Origin of the sequence: Lysinibacillus sp. FSL K6-0102, from assembly GCF_038003545.1 — a bacterium.
Classification (GTDB): domain Bacteria; phylum Bacillota; class Bacilli; order Bacillales_A; family Planococcaceae; genus Lysinibacillus; species Lysinibacillus capsici.
In genome coordinates this window covers 644,963-665,105 of sequence record NZ_JBBOPH010000001.1, presented here as the reverse complement: position 1 = coordinate 665,105, position 20,143 = coordinate 644,963, and the positions used below count along the sequence as shown (strand labels likewise).

The 20,143-nt window shown below is 35.2% G+C and carries 13 protein-coding genes; 5 read left to right on the top strand and 8 right to left on the bottom strand.

The window, feature by feature from the left end:
* Positions 1-39: 39 nt before the first annotated feature.
* From NYE73_RS03125 to NYE73_RS03095, 7 genes are all read right to left on the bottom strand, one after another.
* Positions 40-2,988 (bottom strand): glycosyltransferase, encoded by a 2,949-nt coding sequence (locus tag NYE73_RS03125; protein WP_259949499.1) that lies wholly within the window; start codon positions 2,986-2,988, stop codon positions 40-42.
* Positions 2,988-4,265, bottom strand: coding sequence for an ABC transporter ATP-binding protein (locus NYE73_RS03120; RefSeq protein ID WP_340815067.1), 1,278 nt, complete (start codon positions 4,263-4,265; stop codon positions 2,988-2,990). The genes NYE73_RS03125 and NYE73_RS03120 overlap by 1 nt, the downstream gene beginning before the upstream one ends.
* The gene (locus tag NYE73_RS03115) at positions 4,219-5,031 is read right to left on the bottom strand and encodes an ABC transporter permease (RefSeq protein ID WP_311199327.1); all 813 of its coding nucleotides are present in this window, start codon (positions 5,029-5,031) and stop codon (positions 4,219-4,221) included. The genes NYE73_RS03120 and NYE73_RS03115 overlap by 47 nt, the downstream gene beginning before the upstream one ends.
* A gap of 53 nt (positions 5,032-5,084) precedes the next feature.
* Positions 5,085-6,620 carry an O-antigen ligase family protein gene (locus NYE73_RS03110; protein ID WP_259949495.1) on the bottom strand — a complete coding sequence of 512 codons (1,536 nt, stop codon included), beginning with the start codon at positions 6,618-6,620 and terminating at the stop codon, positions 5,085-5,087.
* On the bottom strand, positions 6,613-7,134 hold the full coding sequence (locus NYE73_RS03105) for a tetratricopeptide repeat protein (protein WP_258860899.1): 522 nt from the start codon (positions 7,132-7,134) through the stop codon (positions 6,613-6,615). The genes NYE73_RS03110 and NYE73_RS03105 overlap by 8 nt, the downstream gene beginning before the upstream one ends.
* A gap of 667 nt (positions 7,135-7,801) precedes the next feature.
* Positions 7,802-11,068, bottom strand: coding sequence for an S-layer homology domain-containing protein (locus NYE73_RS03100; protein ID WP_259949489.1), 3,267 nt, complete (start codon positions 11,066-11,068; stop codon positions 7,802-7,804).
* Positions 11,069-11,407: 339 nt separating this feature from the next.
* Complete coding sequence (locus tag NYE73_RS03095; protein WP_066036924.1) at positions 11,408-11,617, bottom strand: hypothetical protein; 210 nt, start codon at positions 11,615-11,617, stop codon at positions 11,408-11,410.
* Positions 11,618-11,700: 83 nt separating this feature from the next.
* On the opposite strand from NYE73_RS03095, the gene NYE73_RS03090 reads away from it, so the two are divergent.
* The 5 genes from NYE73_RS03090 to csaB all read left to right on the top strand — a co-directional run bounded on the left by NYE73_RS03090 (position 11,701) and on the right by csaB (position 19,200).
* A complete protein-coding gene (locus NYE73_RS03090; protein WP_259949486.1) occupies positions 11,701-13,551 on the top strand; it encodes an S-layer homology domain-containing protein in 1,851 nt (616 codons plus the stop codon).
* Between the two features lie 360 nt (positions 13,552-13,911).
* On the top strand, positions 13,912-14,634 hold the full coding sequence (locus tag NYE73_RS03085) for a WecB/TagA/CpsF family glycosyltransferase (protein ID WP_216485822.1): 723 nt from the start codon (positions 13,912-13,914) through the stop codon (positions 14,632-14,634).
* Positions 14,631-16,187, top strand: a complete 1,557-nt coding sequence (locus NYE73_RS03080) for a putative polysaccharide biosynthesis protein (RefSeq protein WP_054548722.1) — start codon at positions 14,631-14,633, stop codon at positions 16,185-16,187. Before NYE73_RS03085 ends, NYE73_RS03080 begins: the two co-directional genes overlap by 4 nt.
* A 20-nt stretch (positions 16,188-16,207) precedes the next feature.
* Positions 16,208-18,121 (top strand): DUF5693 family protein, encoded by a 1,914-nt coding sequence (locus NYE73_RS03075; protein ID WP_112117327.1) that lies wholly within the window; start codon positions 16,208-16,210, stop codon positions 18,119-18,121.
* On the top strand, positions 18,121-19,200 hold the full coding sequence (gene csaB / locus NYE73_RS03070) for a polysaccharide pyruvyl transferase CsaB (protein ID WP_103117433.1): 1,080 nt from the start codon (positions 18,121-18,123) through the stop codon (positions 19,198-19,200). The genes NYE73_RS03075 and csaB overlap by 1 nt, the downstream gene beginning before the upstream one ends.
* A 40-nt stretch (positions 19,201-19,240) precedes the next feature.
* On the opposite strand, the gene NYE73_RS03065 is transcribed toward csaB, so the two are convergent.
* Positions 19,241-20,071 (bottom strand): flagellin N-terminal helical domain-containing protein, encoded by an 831-nt coding sequence (locus tag NYE73_RS03065; protein WP_259949477.1) that lies wholly within the window; start codon positions 20,069-20,071, stop codon positions 19,241-19,243.
* Positions 20,072-20,143 lie beyond the last annotated feature (72 nt).

Genomic DNA, 20,143 nt, shown 5'->3' with positions numbered 1-20,143 from the left:
AACCTTTATTAAACCTAGCATTTATTCTAATTCACTTTTCTATTTAAAGACAGAATAACTATTAACAACTTCATTTCTATCAAAGTTCTTATTATAATATGGATCATTTTCAAGCTCAAACGTCCAATTATCTTTCATATATTGAACTTCAATTAAATCTACATCTCTTGTTCTTGTTGCTGACTCATGATGATATAGCACTGCTAAAGGAGTCCAAATACAACGATACCCTTCACTTACTATTTTCAGACATAAATCAACATCGTTAAATGCAACTTTCAAAGCCTCTTCATTAAAGCCATTGACTTCATTAAAAACTTTTTTTCTAACTAACATACATGCCGCTGTTACTGCAGAGCAGTTTCTAATATCACGTAGCATTCCAAAATATCCATGACTATCTTTTGGTAAATTCAAAAATGAATGATTAGCTACTCCTCCTACTCCTAGAATAACTCCAGCATGTTGGATTGTATTATTCGTGTATAATAATTTCGCTCCAACTACTCCCACATCTTCACGGATGCCTTGCTCAACCATATATGTCAGCCAATTAGGTTCTATTATTTCTGTATCATTATTTAAAAATAACAAAAGTTCTTCAGAGGTATTTTCTACTGCAAAATTATTCATTTTAGAATAGTTAAATGGCTCATTAAAATCAAGTACTTTAATTTTATCTTTCATTTTTTCAAAATAATCATAGGTTTCCTTTTTTTCACTTTGATTATTTACTACTATAATCTCATATTTCTTATATGTAGTATTTTCAATAATGCTAGAAATACATACACTTAGTAAATCAATACGATCTTTCGTAGGAATAATAATTGAAACGGAAGGGTTTTCTTGAATATTCCTTCTCACTATATAGTGACCCGGTATTTTATTCTCTTCAACATATCCGTCTATGTTTCTTCTTGAAATTGCTGCCGCTACAGCATTTCTTCCAGCTATTTGTGCATATGATTTTGCTCCGAATGAATCAGCTGTAGATCCCGGTATTTTTCTCCAATGATATAAAACCTTAGAAATATGATGTATTTTTTGTGTTTGTTCAGTAAAACGTAAAACAAAATCGTAATCTTGTGCGCCATCATATCCTGAGTTAATCCACCCTATTTTATCACCAATCGTTTTTCTATAGACAGCAAAATGGCAAATATAATTAGTGGATAATAAATAATCTGGTGACCAATCAGGTTTAAAGAATGGTTCTGTGAAGGTACCGTCCATCTCAAGTTTATCTTCATCTGAATAAATCAAATCAGCATCATGTTCATTTAAAGCTTTTACAACTTCAAATAAAGCATCATTTGTTAAAATATCATCATGATCTAAAAAGCCAATGTACTCACCCTTAGCTAAAGATATAGCCAAATTTGTTGCACCAGCTATATGTAGGTTTTCAGGTGATTGAATTATTTTTATTCGATTATCTATATTTGCATATCTTTGCAGACTCGACCAAACTTCTTTGTTTGGAGATTGGTCATCACAAATACATAATTCCCAATTATTATAAATTTGATTTTGCAATGATTTAATCGCTTCATCTAAAAGATCTAGAGGTGTATTATATGTCGGTACCACTACACTAATTAACGGCTTTTTTTCGAAATTTTTAATTTTCATTTTCATTTTTTCAATTTCTTGACTCGAAAGTTCTTGACTTCTGAACCATTCATCATAAGTAATTTCTTTTAATTCGTTATGAAGTTTCCTTTCGATTGTATGAATCGTACTCTTTAAACCTTCATTTTTCACCTTGTTAATAACTTTAGGAACAATCGTTTTTTTATTCCTAGAAACTAGTAGCTTAATTCTTCTCAGTTTTTCTAATGCTCGCCAGCCTTTTGTAGACTTCATTGTGTTATTTAATGTTTCAATATTAGTTATATGATTATCTTTAAGTTCTATCTGATGTTTATATTCTTGATTTTCTTTATCCAGTACTTCAAGTCTTTTAGCCTGTTCCTCTAAGCGGAGAGATGTTTGGATATTCAGGTTTTCCAATGATTTTAATTGCTCTTCAATACGCTGAAATGAATCGAGCGATTTAATCGCTTCCTCCAACCTACGATTTCCTTCAACAAATGAAGCTTGTAATTCTTCTTGTTTAATTGACATTTGATTTTGAGTTATTTTTAATTCATCAAGCTTATTTATTGAATATGCATTTTTTAACTGATTTTCTAGCCATTTTAAATGCTCTTTTTTTTGCAAATTCTCCTTACTCTTTTCTACTCTTCCATCAATCCAATTTTTTATTTTTGAAAGTTCTTCAGTGTCTTGATTAGAGATAAAGAATTTTCTATAGCACTCTTCACCATAATCGATTGGGTAAATTTCTTGATTATAATAATCATCTATTAAAAAGCGTGATTCATGGAATTGACTTTTATTTGCGAACAAAAAATGTAAATCAATCATTTTTTCCCACACATCTAGAGAACCATGCTCAAAATATATAAAGTCAAATTTATTTTCCAAATAACAATCTATCGTTTTTGCGAAATCTGGAAGTCCATTCTCTCGATGTTCCTCAAGCCATCTAAAACCAGATCCATATAGCTGCATAAAATAATTATTTGCACGAACTTCAGCATTTTCTACCGCTTTACTATTAAATGGAGCTGCTATTATAACTCCTTTTTTAGAAACCCGATGTAATTCCTTTATGAAGTTTTCTCTTAATGCAGCAGGTATATGCTCAAAAACATCTAGTGCAATTACAAAATCGTATGTTCTTTCCGTAATCTCTGGCATATTTGTCGCATCAGCTTGAATGTATTGGGGGTCATCTAATAAATGATTGGGTACTTCTATATCTAAATATGTTATATCATCAAGAGGAAGGAAGTTTTGAAGATTTTTATGTTCATTTGCACCTACTTCTAAAATAGTAAAATTACTGTCTTTACGAACTAGATTAATTATTTCTTCAATATGCTTATATCTTTGATATTGATCAAAAGCAACGATCATTACTTTATTACACTCCATTCATGTTGAATATAGACTAATCCTTCTGAGAAATATTCACTTTCAATATGCACCTGTTTTACTTCATTTTTATAATCCAAACAGACTAGACCACCATCAACGAATACTCCAACATCAACAAAATAACTACCCGCCATCAATGGAACAGACGGAATAAAATATTTTACTTGATGTTTTCCTATTGTGTTAGGTACCTCATATTTATCTAAATGTGTATTAGGACCAAAAATATATTTTCTATCACTTCCATAAATCGCTACTCCTAACAAAAAGTTAGGAATTTCTTTATGATAGATTTCATATTCCACTACTACAGAAAACTTATCAAAAGTATTAATTCTTATATCACTTGTTGAAACATTTGTAATTTTAGCAACAATTTCAGGTGTTTCATATTCTACGTCCTTCATATCAACTATAATTTGATTTTTAGATATTTCTTGAACCTTTTCTTCTTTAGTAGCTTCCATTTGTTGTTTTAAAAGATCCATATGTAAAGAGTCTTCATAATGATTTACTACACTGGTAGCCTTTCCAATCTCTTTGACTTGTCCGTTTTCAAGCCAAATACCTTTTTCACAAAAGCGCTTTACTTGTTCTCCAGCATGAGAAACAAAGAGTATTGTTGTTCCACTTTTTTTAATTTCTTTCATCTTATCAATACATTTAATTTGGAACTTGGTATCCCCTACTGCCAAAGCTTCGTCAACAATTAAAATATCTGCTTCAACATTAATCGCAATCGAGAAAGCTAGCCTTACATACATACCGCTTGAGTATGTTTTTACTGGCTGATCAATAAAACTGCCGATATCCGCAAACTGAATAATATCATCAAAGCGCTCATCCATTTCTGCTTTAGAAATTCCTAATATTGCCCCGTTTAAATATACATTTTCTCTACCAGTAAACTCAGGGTTAAATCCACTTCCTAACTCCAACAATGCAGCTACTCTACCATTTACTTGAATTTTTCCGTTTGAAGGGCTTAATGTTCCTGCAATAATTTGCAATAAAGTACTTTTGCCAGAACCGTTACGACCAACAATACCTACAGTCTCCCCTTTTGCAATTTCAAAATTAATATTTTGGAGCGCATTAAATTCACGATAATATTGTTTGTGTCCTCGAAATAGTATTTGTTTCAATCTATCTGATGGTTTATCAAATAATTGATATTGCTTTGATAAATTATCTATTTTTATTGCATAATTAGATGACATCTGCAAAACCCTTCCTTGTCTTTTTAAACCATACATATCCTAAAACCATAATGATGACGCCAATAACCATTCCATAACCAAACCACTCCCAATGAGGTAAATATCCCCATATAAGGACTCGCCTAGCATCTTCTACAACGTATCCCAATGGGTTAAAGTAATATAAAAATTGTAATTCTTCAGGTATAGATGAAATAGGATAAAAGATTGGCGTTAAGAACATTAATGCCGGAATAGCCACACTAATTACTTGCCCAACATCTCTTATATATACGCCTAAAGAAGATAAAATCCATGTCATTCCTAATATCACTAAAAGTAATGGCAATATTACTAAAGGAAACAAAATAATTGTCCAATTTAATGTTCCTAGTGCTATATATACTCCTATAACTAAAATAAATAAGCTAATTAATGCGTGAAACAATGCTGAACCTAATGCTACAATTGGTAAAATTTCTAATGGAAATACAACTTTTTTCACATAATTAACATTTGAGGTGATAAGTGAAGGTGATCTTGATATCACCTCTGAAAAAATGTTAAATACAGTTAAACCTGCAAAAAGAATTAATGCAAATTCTATTTTATTAGTTTCTCCATTACCTCCCCATCTTGCTTGGAAAACAACACTAAATACAAATGTATAGATAGTAAGCATTAATAAAGGTGTAACAAAAGACCAAACAATCCCTAGATAAGAGCCCTTATACCTTGCTGAGATCTCACGTTTAGTAAATTGAGCTATTAATGATTTATGTGAAAATATTAAACTTAGATTTGCTTTTAGTGAACGCATCATTTGATTACTCCCTTAAGTCTTCAAAGCATTATAAAAATATAATGCTTTTCTCGCTACTTATTATTTAACAGTATTTTGATGTTGAAAGCATAGAACATACCACTAATTATCAATAAAGGCGCAGCTACCCCTGGCAATGTATCATTAAACACAGCCTGACACAGGAATGCTAATACAGCTGAGGCTAATACAGTAGTGCTCGTTTTCCCATCAAAAACTACTTTTAAGCTTCTTATACTCAAAAATACAATTAATACTAAGAATGAGACAAAACCAACAATTCCTGTACCATATAAAACACCCAGATACATATTATGAGGTTTATCTACAATTACTTCTTGAGTTTCTAGATTCGCTCTTGCATCTTTATTATAGTGCGGGAAATTATAAATTAACGTGTCTAAACCATAGCCTAAAATTGGTCGGTCCTTTACTAAATCCATTATATAAGACCAAATATAAACACGTCCGGAACCTGCGCCTACACCACTCTCAGCTGGTGCTGGCAGTTCAAATTGAGCATCTGCTGCATATACACGATTACCCCAATTAAATATATCACTATTAAAAGAATATGATTCTTCTTGATATGGATTATTTGAAATAAAGAAACCAAATGACTCATCCCATACTTTAGCATTCTCTTTTGCAAGCACATGAACTCCTGCTACGGAGACCATACAAAATACAACTACTTGCCCTAAAGCAAACACTTTTTTGTCATGCTTAAATGCTATCCATAAAATGAAAGGTAACATGACAATCATTGTTAAGAAACCGCTTGTTGATAGAGACATTAGTACAATTAATATTGATAAAATTGATAAAACAAAGCTAGAAATTTTATCGAGCATTTTTTTACCTACAATGCTATTCACTAAAAACATAGTTGCTATAATTGCAAACATCCCACTCATATAGTTACCATGGTTTAATGTTCCTACTAAATGAGAGCCTTCTGAAAGATTCACGTCACTTGGCAGAAATAAAGTTACTAATTTCTTCATCCATGCATATTGTAAAAGATCATTACCTGTAAAATTGAAAATAATAATGATAAAATTAAAGATTGTTAGTGGTGTAAAAGCATATGTTACATATCTAACTACCTTTTTTGGATATTCAATATTCATCGCAATGAAAAACAACGCTAAATAACATAGCCAGCTAATTGCCCCATCTGAACGATTGTATTGACCATGTAATGCAATTGAAATGTTTGGTGAAAAAATTGTTGATAACACAATTGCTACAGCAAATGCTCCTAATGCATAATTCAATTTTGTTTTTAGGATTTTGCCATCCATAAATAAAACTTTTGCCATAAATAGTAATGCTGCTAACACCGTAATGACCACAACAACTAGTGCTTTATAGTGTGTAAACAGGTCCCCTTTTGCTCCTCCCATTAATGCACTAACATTTGTAATCAATGGGGACTGGATCTCTATTACACTCCCCATAACAATTAATGGTACAAATCCAATTACAAAAAGAAGTAACCCAAAAATCCACTTATCCATAGATTTTTGTGATTGAATATCCTCCTCAACATCACGATAGGCAACTTTTTCGTAAAACTTACTCATTATCCGTACCTTCCTTTGATTGCGAATTTTCAATTTCAGCTAATAATGTTGTTACATACTCTTGATAGTCTGGAATATCTTCCAATGTCCATTGTGATTCCTGACAACGTAATAACACGATTTTTGCTTCTTCAAATTTCTCTGCACCTAAAAATATTTCTCCCATTTGGAGCATAAATTTCGGGTCCTCTACCTTATATGGATTAATGTCTAAAACTTTTTGCATATATATTGCTGCTTGCTTCAAATCACCATTTCGGGCATTTGTTAGACCTGCTACATAATTAGCAACTTCTGAATTTGGCTGTTTTTTTAATACTTCTGAAAGCATTGTTATTGAACCTTCTAAATCACTATCTGCTTGTAATTGTACAGCTTGATTATATAAAGTCTCAGACATCAAAAAATCTTCATCTTGATTGTTTGCTAAAACACTCGCCACTATTAGTCCAACTACAACTAACGCGACAATCCCTGACAAAATATATTTTCTTGTGGATTCCGTGAATGTCATTATAAGTCTACCTTCCTCGAATTATGTATTTTTGCACATAAAATCATTATACTATAAAATTACAGTCATATATAGGATATAGTGCCAATTGTAATTGGAAATCCTCTGAATTAATAAAAAGATAATTTTATAAACCGTAAATTCTCATGACAGTATTTGTATAATTAAGAATCTTCTTAGACTACTAATCCTTAGTTCTTTGTAAAGCAAAAAGTTAGTTATCATCAAAGATAGCTCTATTACAAAATTTCGATTTAACTATAAAAGTATTTGTGGTTACTCGGGTACACCTGAGTTTTCATGAATACAAAAAACCCCCTAAAAAAAAAGAAAATGGCATCACTTTGTGGATCTAATTGTAGAATTATCTATTTCACATCTGTATTATGTTAACGTTAATTATTATTAAAGTTAAGCGAAAATGTAAAGTATGAGTGGAGTGGATTGAATAAATCTTCATTGACAAATGATCAGTAAAAGTGGTAACAAAAGATATTTTACTTTTTAACAAAAGAACATACCTTAATTCGATACTCTAATCTTTCTAAAGGTGTGTCAAAAAAATATATTGGCTTTTAATTTGAGCTAACGTTGCAGCTAGTGATTCACATACAAAAAAAGACTTTGTGGAATAATCCACAAAGTCTTTTTAAAAAAATTGATTTAATTATGGAGTAGTAATAGTTACAGTAGTAGGAATAACTATAACATTACCTTTTCCTTTTCCATCAGTAGTTACAACTTCAAATGTAGACACAGCACCTGATACTCCTGTACCTGCAAATTTCACAACTACAGATTTCTTATCAGAGCTTACAGAAGCTATAGTACCTGTAGTGCCATTAACTTTAACTGTATCTCCTTTAGCAATGTTTAATGCTGAAGAGAATGTAAATGTAACTTCTTGCTCTTGACCTAACTTACCTTCGTTACTAACAATTGTAGAACCAGCCGCTTCAAAGCTGAAAGTACCATTCATATTAGCTGATAATTCAAGATTGCCACTAGCATCTTTTTTAGCTGTAACTGTAGTAATATTTTTATTTTCATTAATTTTGAAAACTAAATTTTCTACATCGTTATAGTAATTTGAGTCTGGTAATGTAATACCATTGTAGTATTTAAATTCAACACCAGCTACTTTTACTGTAGCACCAGCTGTAAGAATTTTAGCAGAGTCAGCAGTTGCAATTGCAGGTGTAGATGAAGAACCAGCTACAGTTTGAACAGCTTTAGTTAAGTCAGCTTTGAATTCATCAACTTGTACAGGTGCACCAGAAGTAGCTCCACGTACAATTTTGAATGTTACTTTACCATCTGCATCTTTACTGTATTGTACTTCAGCACTATTAGCATATTTTTTCAGTTCTGCAATAAATGCATCTGCATCTTCAAGTGGAGAGTTATTTTCAGCTACAAATTTAGCATCTTTATAAGAAATTGGTTTTTTAGTAACACCATTTCCATCAACTAATGTTACAGTTTTGTCTACAGTGCTTACTGATACAACTCGACCAATGAAGTTGTTTGTTATATCAGACTTAGCAGTGAATGTTGCAGTTGCTTCTTTAGCAGTAAATGCATAATCTTTACCATCAGCAGGGTTAATAGCAATACCAGTTGCAATCACGCGTACAGATGATGATTTCTCAGCATTAGCAAGTTGAACTGCTAAATTCTCTGAAGTTAACTCACCTGGGTATGATAATGTAATACTACGGTTTGGTGAAACAGTTTTTCCTGCAACAACAACATCATTTGCACCTGTGTTAAACACTGTGTACGATACTGATTTAGTAGTAGCTTTAATTACTTTATCACTTTGGTTTACTAATTCTGCTTTAAATGTTGCTACTGCAGCATCTTCAAATTTAGTTTGTTTCTTACCAGCAGTATCATAAGATTTAACTGATGCTCCATCAAGGTACGCACGTTGGAAGTAAGAAATTGGCGCAACTGTTTTTGGTTCACCTTCATCAAGAGTAGCTTCTTTTGCATTAGAAGTATTGATATCAATCCAAGCAACTGGTGTTGCATAATCATCTACTTTATCAGAACCGATAACAAATGTAGCTTCACCTTTTTCATCTGTTTTTACAGAGATTTGTTTAGCTGTGTTACCAGTACCAGTGTTAGGATAGTAAACTTCATTGTCAGCATCGATAAATTTAGCATCTGTAACTGTTGAAATTACACGGTCTAAATCTTCGTTGAATGCAACGTTAACGATTTCATTTTTCGCTAATTTACCATCTTTATCTTTTACAATAACTTTATATTCGCGACCATTATCTGCATAAAGCGCAGCTACTTCGCCACCTACACGATTTACTTCAATAGTGTATGCCGCTTGTACTGCTGCAAATTTTACTTTTTTAGCAGAAGCTTGTAATAAAGAAGCTTTGTAAAGGTTTGCACTCTCATTTGTAGTAGTATTTACGTCAAATACTACAGGTGTCACTTCTGCGTTTGTACCAGAAACTGTAAATGTAGCTTCACCTTTAGAATCAGTAGTTACGCGAGCTGTTAATGGAGCAGTATTGTTGTTTAATTGTTTTGCAGCAACACCGTTCACTGTAGCGTTTGCTACTTTATCAGATGTTACGTTCATGTTTTCAGCAAAACCAACGTTGAATGATTTGTTAGCTTCTGGTTTACCAGTTTTAGGGTTTTTGTAAGTAACTTTGTAAGTTTTGTTAGCACCGTTGTTAATTGTGTCGCCAGTAGTAACTTCTTCAACTGTAAGAATTGTATCTACACCCCAGAATACATAACCAAGTGTAAATTTAGAACGATCACCAGTTGCATAAGCAGTTACTTCATCAACACCGTCTTTATAACGAGTGTAAGAGTAAGTAGCGATACCTTCTTCATTTGTTACTGCTTCACCTACGATTGTTGGATGAACAGCATCATTTGTGTTACCAGGGATACTGAAAGTAACTGGGATACCAGCTTTAGATTGACCTTCGCCAACAGTAACTTTAGCTTGAACTTTTACGTCTTGGCCAAGTTTACCTTGAACTGCAGAAGATACTAGTTCTACTTTAGTTGGAACTACAGCAGCAATACCTTTAAATCCGCCGATTGTTTCGCCGTCAAGAGTTAAAACATACTCTTTTTCAGCTGTTTGAGAAGCTGTTGTTAAAACAACTACTTTTTTGTTTGATTGTTTAACAGAAGCGTTTTTGATTTCTAAGCCATCGATTTTGAAGTTAAGCGCTTGAACGTTAGTAACCTCTTCGTCGAATGTTACTTCAACAGTTGTGTTGTTGATAGCTTTAACAAATGCTGCTTCTTCTGGAGTTTCACCTTCAACTTTGTCTAGAGTACGTTTGAATACTAAAGCGAAGTCTTGACGAGTGATTGAGCTGTTAGGGTTAAGTTTGTTAGCGTCAGTACCTTCGAAAACGCCGTTAGCTACTGCGATTTCTAAGTATTTTTTAGCCCAAGGTTTTACTTGAGAAGCGTCAGCGAATTGGCTAAGATCTGCTTCACCTTCTAAATCGAAAGCTTCTACTAAAATTTTAGCAGCTTCAGAACGAGTTAAAGATTTGTTTGGTGCGAATTCAGTTGTGCTTACACCTTCAAAAATACCGTTTTCTACAACAGCAGTAATTGAGTTGTAGTACCAAGCGCCAGCTTTCACGTCTTTGAAGTTTACATCGCCACTAGCAGTTAAATCTAAAGCTTTTGCGAAGATTTCAGCAGCTTGTGCACGTGTAACTGTGTTAAGTGGGTTGAAGTTCCCTTTAGTGTCACCTTGGATAACGCCAGCGTCTACTAAAGATTGAACTGCTTCCTTAGCATAACCAGAGATTTTGTTGTAGTCGTTTACTTGCGCAGCAGATGCTACAGGTACGATTGCAGATGCAACTAATGCAGCTGTTGCTGATGCCGCGAAGAACTTACGGCCTTTGTTTTGCTTTGCCATTAATGTATTCCTCCCTAAAATTCCTTAAATTGATATTAATCCAATGAAAACTATAGTACCGCCTAGTTACCTAAATGTATGTATTATAGCTTTCTTGAATAATACAAAACTAAAGCAAATTTGTTAGTAAATTTACTAGAAAAAGCGTAGTAGAATACCATTCTAGTAAGTTTATTCACTTTCTACAATAATATAACACTATCTTTTCCAAATTTCAAGCATTGGGACATAAATTTAGTTATATAAGATTTTTTTACCATACCTAATATGGTATTTAGTAGAAACCATTAAACTTACAACTAATTATATCCTCATTTGGATTGGTAACATATAGTTCCGTTACCTATTATACCTTACTCTCAATAATAACCAAGCATTTTCTGGAATGGTTACTAAATTGTCAAAAATTAAAGACTCCCGTAATATTTTAGTTATAATTGTAAAGAAACCGAAATATAGAAGGCGTTTCTTAGCGAATTCCGCCTCTTCCCCACCAACTTTATGAGTTTCTTCTTTATTAAGTAAAAAGCTAAATCTATCTGTCCCCATGTTGTAATAATAGATTGCCACTTTTTATGCTACACTTTTGATAGTTTGATAGAACATATCAGCTATTGAAGGGAGCTTAAAAAATGAAACGTAAATTTCCTCTTTATGGGGCCGTGCTGGTAGGAATGTTATACCTTGCGCCAACTACCGCTTCAGCAGAAGATATTTCGAAGCACTGGGCCTACCATGAAATGAACTATCTTATTACCAACGATTTAATGAAGGGTGATGAATTCGGCCATTATCGTCCGAATGATGCTGTCACTCGTGCTGAATTTGCAGCCTTTCTTGTTAGAACACTGAAATTACCAGCAGCTTCTAGTCAGGCAACCTTTACAGATGTTAAAAAAGGTGACTGGTATTACGGAGTAGTCGAGCAAGCAAGCTATCATGGGCTAATTAAAGGTGACGAGCAAGGCAAATTCCATCCTAATAATCACATTAATCGTCAGGAAATGGCGTCTATGTTAAAAAGAGCTCTCACTTATCAAAACATCAATACATCTTCCTCCCCTATTGCTTTTAGTGATAATGCACGCATTGCCAAATGGGCCTATGCAGATGTACAAGCTGTCGTCACAACAGGACTACTTGTTGGGAAGCCAAATAATCAATTTGCACCTCTTGCTCAAACAACTCGTGCTGAGGCAGCTACCGTGCTCTATCGTTTAATCCATTTAGAGGCGCCTGGGACAGGTGGTAAGCAATATATGACGACGAATTACTCACATGATTACTCCTCTGTAGTAAGTAAACAAACAATGAATAATCCAAAGGTCGATGGTGCTGGCATTTTCACGGCTAGCGAGGCACTAGTGTCATACTATGTACACCCAAAAAGCTTTATGCAGGATAGCCCATCTTATTATCAATTCCTAAAATTATCTACTGTCGTCAATAATCTGAGTGCAAAAGAGCTAAATGATAAAGTACTTGCCAATAAAGGAAGCTTAGCAGGTACAGCGGATGCCTTTATTCAAGCTGGTATAGACAATAAGATCAATGCTATTTATTTAGTCTCGCATGCCTTGCACGAAACAGCCAATGGAGGTTCTGCACTAATTAAAGGGATCGAGGTTGGCTTAGATACAAATGGCAAGCCAATGGTAGCAACACCAGAAAATCTGGATAAATTAACTGCTATTAAGACAACCTACAATGCTTACGGTATTGGCGCTATAGATGCCGATGCTAATAAGTATGGTGCGGAGCGCGCTTATACAAATGGCTGGTTTACTGTTCAGGATGCCATTATCGGCGGTGCCCAATTTGTAAAGGATCAGTATATTAGCAGGGGGCAGGATACGCTCTATAAAATGCGTTGGAATCCTGATAATCCGACAGTCCACCAATATGCAACACATGTGATGTGGGCTGTCATTCAAGCGAAAAAGATCTATGATATTTATGAATTAATTGGTGCTCATACGACAACAAACCTAGTGTTTGATGTGCCTGCCTATCAAAGTCAATCTTCCGCTCCTTCATTACCGAGTCCATCGAAGCAATACGCATTGGATTTAGGGTTAGCTGGAGCAACTGGTAAAACGACGATTAATCTCAATATGAGAACGTATCCAAATACAGCAGATAATGCTTCAATTATTACGAATTTGCCAAAGGATACCTCCTTTAAAGTTCTTGGTGAAAATGGTGGTTGGTTGAAAGTAAGTGTCAATGGACAAGAGGGCTGGGTGATTGATGATTATGTGAGTCTCGAAAATGGCTTACAAATTGTTAATATGAACATTACACTTAATGTTCGAAGTGAACCATCTACGACAAGTGCTATTTTAGGTACTGTTAAACCGAATGGCTTTATTATCGGTGTTGTAGACGATAAAGGTGAGTTTATAAAAAATGGTGCCTGGTATCAGGTGCTTTACAACGAAAAAACAGGCTGGGTACATGGCGATTATATTGTAAAAAAATGATTTTAATAGGATGCGCAAAAGAAGAGTGCGATGATGATTCGCACTCTTTTTGTTAGTCATTTTTTATCGCCGAGATGAAAGCGCTATATAATAGAAGAAACTCGAAATTTCAGGATATAATTTTCATACTATTCCCCTAAAATTTAGTAAATTCTACGTCAAAATAGTGTCCTAAAAAAGCTTAATAGGACGATTGCTATACCATGTAAAAATCGTTACTAATAAGAGCTATACTCTAGGTAATCATCGTTAAACCCATTATCGAAAATTTCCTGTCAATATTGCTTTTGTGGTATGATAGATTGCAGTGAAAATGGAATTACAGAAAGGTTTGAACACTATATGAGGCATGTAACGATTATGGGCGTACCCTTTTTACATATTGGTCAACAAGGGTTTGTTGATTTACTCGTTAATCGTATTGAACAGCAAGAAAAAACTTTCGTTGTGACAGCCAATCCTGAAGTTGTCATGCAGGCAAATGAAAATCCAACTGTCATGAATTACTTAAAGCAGGCAACATACATTTGTGCAGATGGCATTGGTGTCGTTAAGGCTGCACAAATCCTTGGAGATTCACTTCCAGAGCGCGTAACTGGCTATGATACGATGGTACGTCTGTTAGAGGTTGGTCAGCAAAAGCATTTTAAAATCTATTTACTAGGTGCTCAAAAGGAAACCATCGAAAAGACGGTTGCCAATATTCATAAGAACTATCCAAACGTTGATGTCGTTGGCTATCATGATGGCTACTTCGACTGGAATAATAATGATTTTGCAAAAGAAATAGCAACTTTACAGCCTGATCTTGTATTTGTGGCATTAGGTGTACCAAGACAGGAAAAATGGATAACAGAAAACCTTGATAAATTTTCAAAGGGTGTATTTATCGGTGTAGGTGGCTCCTTCGATGTCATCGCTGGTACTGTAAAACGTGCACCAGTAATTTGGCAAAAGTTAAATCTTGAATGGCTCTATCGACTGTTACGCCAGCCGAGTCGGTTTGGAAGAATGCTTGTACTCCCTCGCTTTGCTTTAAAGGTATTTGCATTAAAGTTTAAAGGTCAGGGCAAAACAAAATGAGTCAGTCAACATTTGTTAAAAGCACACTCATCCTGACGATTGCCACCTTACTTTCCAAAGTAATCGGAAGTATCTTCCGTATACCACTTCAAAATATTGCTGGTGATGAAGTACTTGGTATTTTTAGTCTTGTCTATCCTGTTTATATGGTAGCACTTTATTTATCCGTTGCGGGTATCCCTATCGCTATTTCTAAGCTAATAGCCGAAGCTAGGACGAGTCATGATACTGCCAAAATTAAGAAAATTTATGTGACTGCAAGAATCCTTGCATTATCCTTTGGCGTCATTAGTTTTACAATCATTTACGGCTTTTCAGAGCAGATAGCGAATGCACTTGGTGGACCTTCAACAGAGATTGCCTTAATTATTGTTGCCCTTACATTACTGGTAGCCCCCTATATGGCTGTCTATCGTGGATTTTTCCAAGGTTTTGGGGATATGCGACCTACTGCCATTTCTCAAGTGATTGAGCAGTTAGTACGTGTTGCATTAATTTTAATTGTTGCGTATTTCCTAGTAGCAATGGATTATTCAAATGATATCGTAGCTGGTGGAATTATGGCAGGCTCTGTATTAGGAGCCCTCGGGTCACTTTTCTATTTACTCTTTAAATATTTCCGTTCTTCGGTAAAAGTGACGAGTAAGGAGAAATATTCTGGTAAGGATTTCTCTAAATACAGTAAAACCATTTTAAAGATTTCTATTCCCATTGCGATCGGTTCTGTGACAATGGCACTCTTTAACTTTGTTGATTCCTTTACGGTTACATATGGCTTAAGAAGTGCTGGTGCAGATGCGAGTGAGATTAGCTACCTTTATGGTATTTATGGGCGAGGACTAACATTAGTTCAAATTACGACTGTTTTTGCTTCTTCGATTATCTTGCCGCTTGTACCGTTAATTACAACGAAGCTAGCTGAGCGTAAATTGGATGAAACACGCACTATTATTGAGCAAACTCATCGTATGACACATCTTATTTCATGGCCAGCTGCGATTGGGCTACTAGCCTTAACCTTGCCTTTAAATCTAGCTCTTTTTAAAGACTTTGAGGGAAGCTTAATGTTAGCCATCATCAATCTAAGCTCTGTCTTTACATCACTAACTTTGCTAGGAACAGGTATTCTACAGGGCATGAATGCTGCCAAAACAGGAGCTCTCATTATTTTGAGTGGTGTTGTCCTTAAGGTGTTTTCTAACATCTTCCTTATTCAAGCATTTGGTTTAGATGGTGCTGCCTATGCAACTTTGCTAGTGTATTTTGTGTTATTTATTGTGAATTCTGTCTTTATTTATCGTACGATTCGCTTTACTGTCCTTGGAAAAGATACGGTGAAAATGATTGTGTCTTCCATTGTAATGGGAGCAGCAGTTGGATTACCAACACTTTGGCTTGACTTTACACATTGGTCAAGAATGTCGGCAATGGGCTATCTAACTGTCGCAATCGTAGTTGGTGGAGCTCTTTACTTCCTTCTACTATGGCTGATGAAAGCTATTCATAAACAAGATTTAAAGAAAATCCCTGTTATCGGAAAAAGATTTTCATAAATAAGAGAGGTAGGACACTTATGTCAAAACAGAAATGGCTTTGGGGAATCATTGTTCTTTTACTCGTCGTTTCCTCTACAGGTATTATGAAGAGGTGGAATGCGGAGCAATCGAATGATGCTTATGAGATTGTTATTCCCTATGATGAAATACAAACCGCAGAAAAAAATAGCGACCTAACAATGGATGAAATTCTTTCTTCCTTAAAGGATGCTGGGCTGAATACTGTGAGTCTAGAGCCCTTAACATTAAAGGAAATGGAAAAGCAAAACTTAATTACTGTTTATAAAGAAAGTGAGTTAGCAGCACAATTATTGTTTACACCTTATAAAGATGCTGTTGATATCACTAATAGCGGCTATTATATTCGAGTGCCTGAAAACGAAAGCTACCAAAAACTGATCATGGAGAGCGTTGAACCAGAGGAAGTACAAATAGGAGAAGAAGCTTTCTATTTCCTTCCTGCTTCTAACCACAATTTTGATTTAAAAACTCCAATTGGCTATGATCAGCCTGCTATTGACATGATTAGTAAGCATGGACTAGCTCACATCTTTAAGGTGGAAAATGCAGATAATGAAGTAGCTAATGAAAAGTTGGTCAATCAATTAGTCGATTTAAAAGAGGCTTCAGCAGGCCGCTTACTTGGTCAGGGTGATGAAGCTATTGGTTTTGGACAAGAAGACGGCAATCAATTAGTTGAAAAATTAAATGATGCTGGCTATTACTTCTACACAATTGAAAGTAACCCACTTAAAGGCGAAAGTAAAATCGCTCAAATGACGGATTACAATATGATTCGTTTGCATAGCATCAATGTCAATAGAGAGACTAAATTAAAGCTAAATGCAAGTATTGACCGTACAACACGAGCTGTCAAAGAGCGTAATATTCGCTCTATTTTCTATCATATTAAAACAACAGGTAATGCCAAAGAAAATGTAGAAGAAACGATTGATTATTTAAATGGTGTGCATGACACAATGCCAGATCATTTCAAAGCAGGTGAACCAAAGCTATTTGATAAAGTAGTAGTGCCAGCTTGGGTCACAGCAACCGTATTAGTAGCAGGTATTTTATTTACCTTTATCATTTCTGAATTAGTAAAATGGATGCCTCTTCGTATCGCGGCAGCTGGCTTTATGGCTGTACTAGCAATTGCGTACTTTATCCTGAAAAGTACTCTGTTTTTACAAGCATTTGCACTCATTATTGCAGTCCTTGCACCAACCTATGCAGTCATCAAATCAGCGCAAGGTTCTACGAAGGTGTCTATCATATTGGTCCAATACTTAAAGGCAGTAGCAATTAGTGTAATTGGCATTGTTATTGTCATTGGCTTATTGAATGGTAATGCCTTTATGACAGGCTTTGCTGTATTTAAAGGGGTTAAGCTTGTTTATCTTATTCCAATTATGGGTGTTTTACTATTTACAGTGATTGAGATAAACCGACTAGCTGAACAAAACATTAAGAACTCTTTATCAAATACGGTAACATTGTTAAATAAAGAATTAAAATATTGGCATGTGCTACTACTCGTTGTGTTGGCAGGTGTCGGATTATTTTACATTAGCCGAACAGGGAACTCTGGCTCTGTAAGTGATATGGAATTAGCCTTTAGACAATGGCTAGAAAATACATTGTATGTTCGACCAAGAACAAAGGAATTTTTAATTGGTTTCCCATTCTTCATTTTAGCGTTATATGTAATGGGTATTAATCGAAAATGGGGAAGTATTCTCCTAGTACCAGGTGTTATCGGTTTCTTATCCATCATGAATACATTTACTCATCTACACATCCCAGTAGCTGTTTCTGTATTACGTACACTATACAGTGTATCTCTAGGTCTTGTAGTAGGACTTGTGTTTATCCTAATCTTCAAAATCGGTTATCGTTGGGTTTCTAAGGCAATCGCGAGGTGGTCATAATGCACGTTGTTTTATCTGGCTATTATGGATTTGATAATGTCGGAGATGATGCCATTCTATTGTCCATTATCCAATCTTTAAAAAAGTGGCAAAGTGATATAGAGATCACGGTACTATCTAATAACCCAGCAGCTACTGAGCAAACATATGGTGTCAAAGCCATTAACCGTTGGAAAATGAAAGAAATTCGTCAATTACTTAAAACAGCAGATGGACTGATTAGTGGTGGCGGTAGTCTCATGCAGGATCAAACAGGCATGAAAACGATTCCTTACTATGCGGGCGTTATTCAAATCGCAAAATGGTTGAAGAAGCCAGTATTTGTTTACGCCCAAGGTATGGGTCCAATCAATCACCCGCTTAGTAAATTTATTGTTCGTACAGTTTTTAATAAGGTCGAACAAATAACAGTTAGAGACAGAGCCTCTCTAGCTCTTTTAACAGAGATCGGTGTACGAAAAGAAACAAAGATCGTACCAGATCCTGTTATGGGACTTAACGGTAATGACTTTCATTGTGAGTGGCTAGAAAATGTCTCTTTGTCAGCCGATAGCTATATCTCTGTAAGCGTTCGAGATTGGCCATCCGCTGTTGCCTACAAGGAAAAAATTGCACACAGCCTAGATGAATTAGTACGTCAGGGTGAGCAAATTGTTTTCCTGCCTATGCATGGTGAGCATGATTTTATTACTTCACAGGAAGTAGCAGCACTTATGAAGGAAAAGAGCTTGATTGCTCCTGCTGATTTATCTATTGAGGAAAAAATCACAGTGATTGGTCAATCTCAACTATTAATAGGTATGCGACTGCACTCCTTAATTTTCTCGGCAATCTATGCGACACCGTTTATTGCCATTTCGTATGATCCGAAAATTGATGCGTTTGCTGATATCGTTGATCAGCCTGTCATCGGTCATGTCGAGGTTGATGATTGGAATGGTGTAACATTGTTTGAACAAGCTGTAGCAATTCTTGAATCCTATACAACAGTTCAAGAAAAAATGCGCCAGGCCGTCATCCCATTGCAAGATGAAGCAACTGCAACTGCTAAATTAGCAATTGATGCTTTGTCAAAATAAACATTAAAAAATGATGAATTTCAATGTTAATTGAAATTCATCATTTTTTTCCTACTTCTAATAATTTTAAAATGGACTGGGCCTGTTGCATATGCATGGCTAAAACATATTGACCTGCTTGCATTAAAATTTGCGCCTTCACCATATTCATCATCTCTTTTGCGATATCTGCATCTCGAATACGAGACTCTGCTGCTTGTAAATTCTCTGCCGTGTTCACATTAGCATTATAGGCATGTTCCAAGCGGTTCTGATAGGCACCAAGACGTGAGCGCTCATTGGAAACATGTTTTAAGGCTTCATCCATCGAAGACATGGCTTTTTCCGCTTCCTCACGAGTAGCAATAGAAGTATCCTTCAACCCAAGTGCCTCGGACCCCATCCCATTGATAAATAATTCTATACTCTGTCCTGCATTGGCGCCTGCTTGAATCTTGATGCCATTTGTTTCATAATCCCCATTAAGTAATGTCTTTGTATTAAATTCTGTATCGGTTGATGTGCGCTGAATTTCCTTTTTTAATTCTTGAAATTCCAAATCTAATTTTTTACGATCATCATCTGTTAATGTATCATTGGCTGCCTCCACTGCTAGCTCACGCATACGCTGAATCATGGCATGTGTCTCATTCAGTGCCCCCTCTGCCGTCTGCACAAGCGAAATACCATCCTGTATATTCTTAGCTGCCATATTCAAGCCACGAATTTGAGCACGCATTTTTTCAGAAATCGCCAGTCCAGCTGGATCGTCTGCTGCACTATTAATTCGATATCCGGAAGAAATTCGTAGCATGGCTTTACTCATCGCCCCATAATGACGATTCATATTATTCAGGATTGCCATCCCTGTTGCTGACCACTTACCAAGCATGATTTCACCACCTTCTTGTTTTTATATCGGTCCAACATCTCATCTATTGACCTTAATACTGGAAATGGTTTC

Bases quoted from the DNA above. Each gene is read 5' to 3' on its own strand.
- NYE73_RS03125 (WP_259949499.1), bottom strand. From the start codon at position 2,988: ATGATCGTTGCTTTTGATCAATATCAAAGATATAAGCATATTGAAGAA.
- NYE73_RS03120 (WP_340815067.1), bottom strand. From the start codon at position 4,265: ATGTATGGTTTAAAAAGACAAGGAAGGGTTTTGCAGATGTCATCTAAT.
- NYE73_RS03115 (WP_311199327.1), bottom strand. From the start codon at position 5,031: ATGATGCGTTCACTAAAAGCAAATCTAAGTTTAATATTTTCACATAAA.
- NYE73_RS03110 (WP_259949495.1), bottom strand. From the start codon at position 6,620: ATGAGTAAGTTTTACGAAAAAGTTGCCTATCGTGATGTTGAGGAGGAT.
- NYE73_RS03105 (WP_258860899.1), bottom strand. From the start codon at position 7,134: ATGACATTCACGGAATCCACAAGAAAATATATTTTGTCAGGGATTGTC.
- NYE73_RS03100 (WP_259949489.1), bottom strand. From the start codon at position 11,068: ATGGCAAAGCAAAACAAAGGCCGTAAGTTCTTCGCGGCATCAGCAACA.
- NYE73_RS03095 (WP_066036924.1), bottom strand. From the start codon at position 11,617: ATGGGGACAGATAGATTTAGCTTTTTACTTAATAAAGAAGAAACTCAT.
- NYE73_RS03090 (WP_259949486.1), top strand. From the start codon at position 11,701: ATGAAACGTAAATTTCCTCTTTATGGGGCCGTGCTGGTAGGAATGTTA.
- NYE73_RS03085 (WP_216485822.1), top strand. From the start codon at position 13,912: ATGGGCGTACCCTTTTTACATATTGGTCAACAAGGGTTTGTTGATTTA.
- NYE73_RS03080 (WP_054548722.1), top strand. From the start codon at position 14,631: ATGAGTCAGTCAACATTTGTTAAAAGCACACTCATCCTGACGATTGCC.
- NYE73_RS03075 (WP_112117327.1), top strand. From the start codon at position 16,208: ATGTCAAAACAGAAATGGCTTTGGGGAATCATTGTTCTTTTACTCGTC.
- csaB (WP_103117433.1), top strand. From the start codon at position 18,121: ATGCACGTTGTTTTATCTGGCTATTATGGATTTGATAATGTCGGAGAT.
- NYE73_RS03065 (WP_259949477.1), bottom strand. From the start codon at position 20,071: ATGCTTGGTAAGTGGTCAGCAACAGGGATGGCAATCCTGAATAATATG.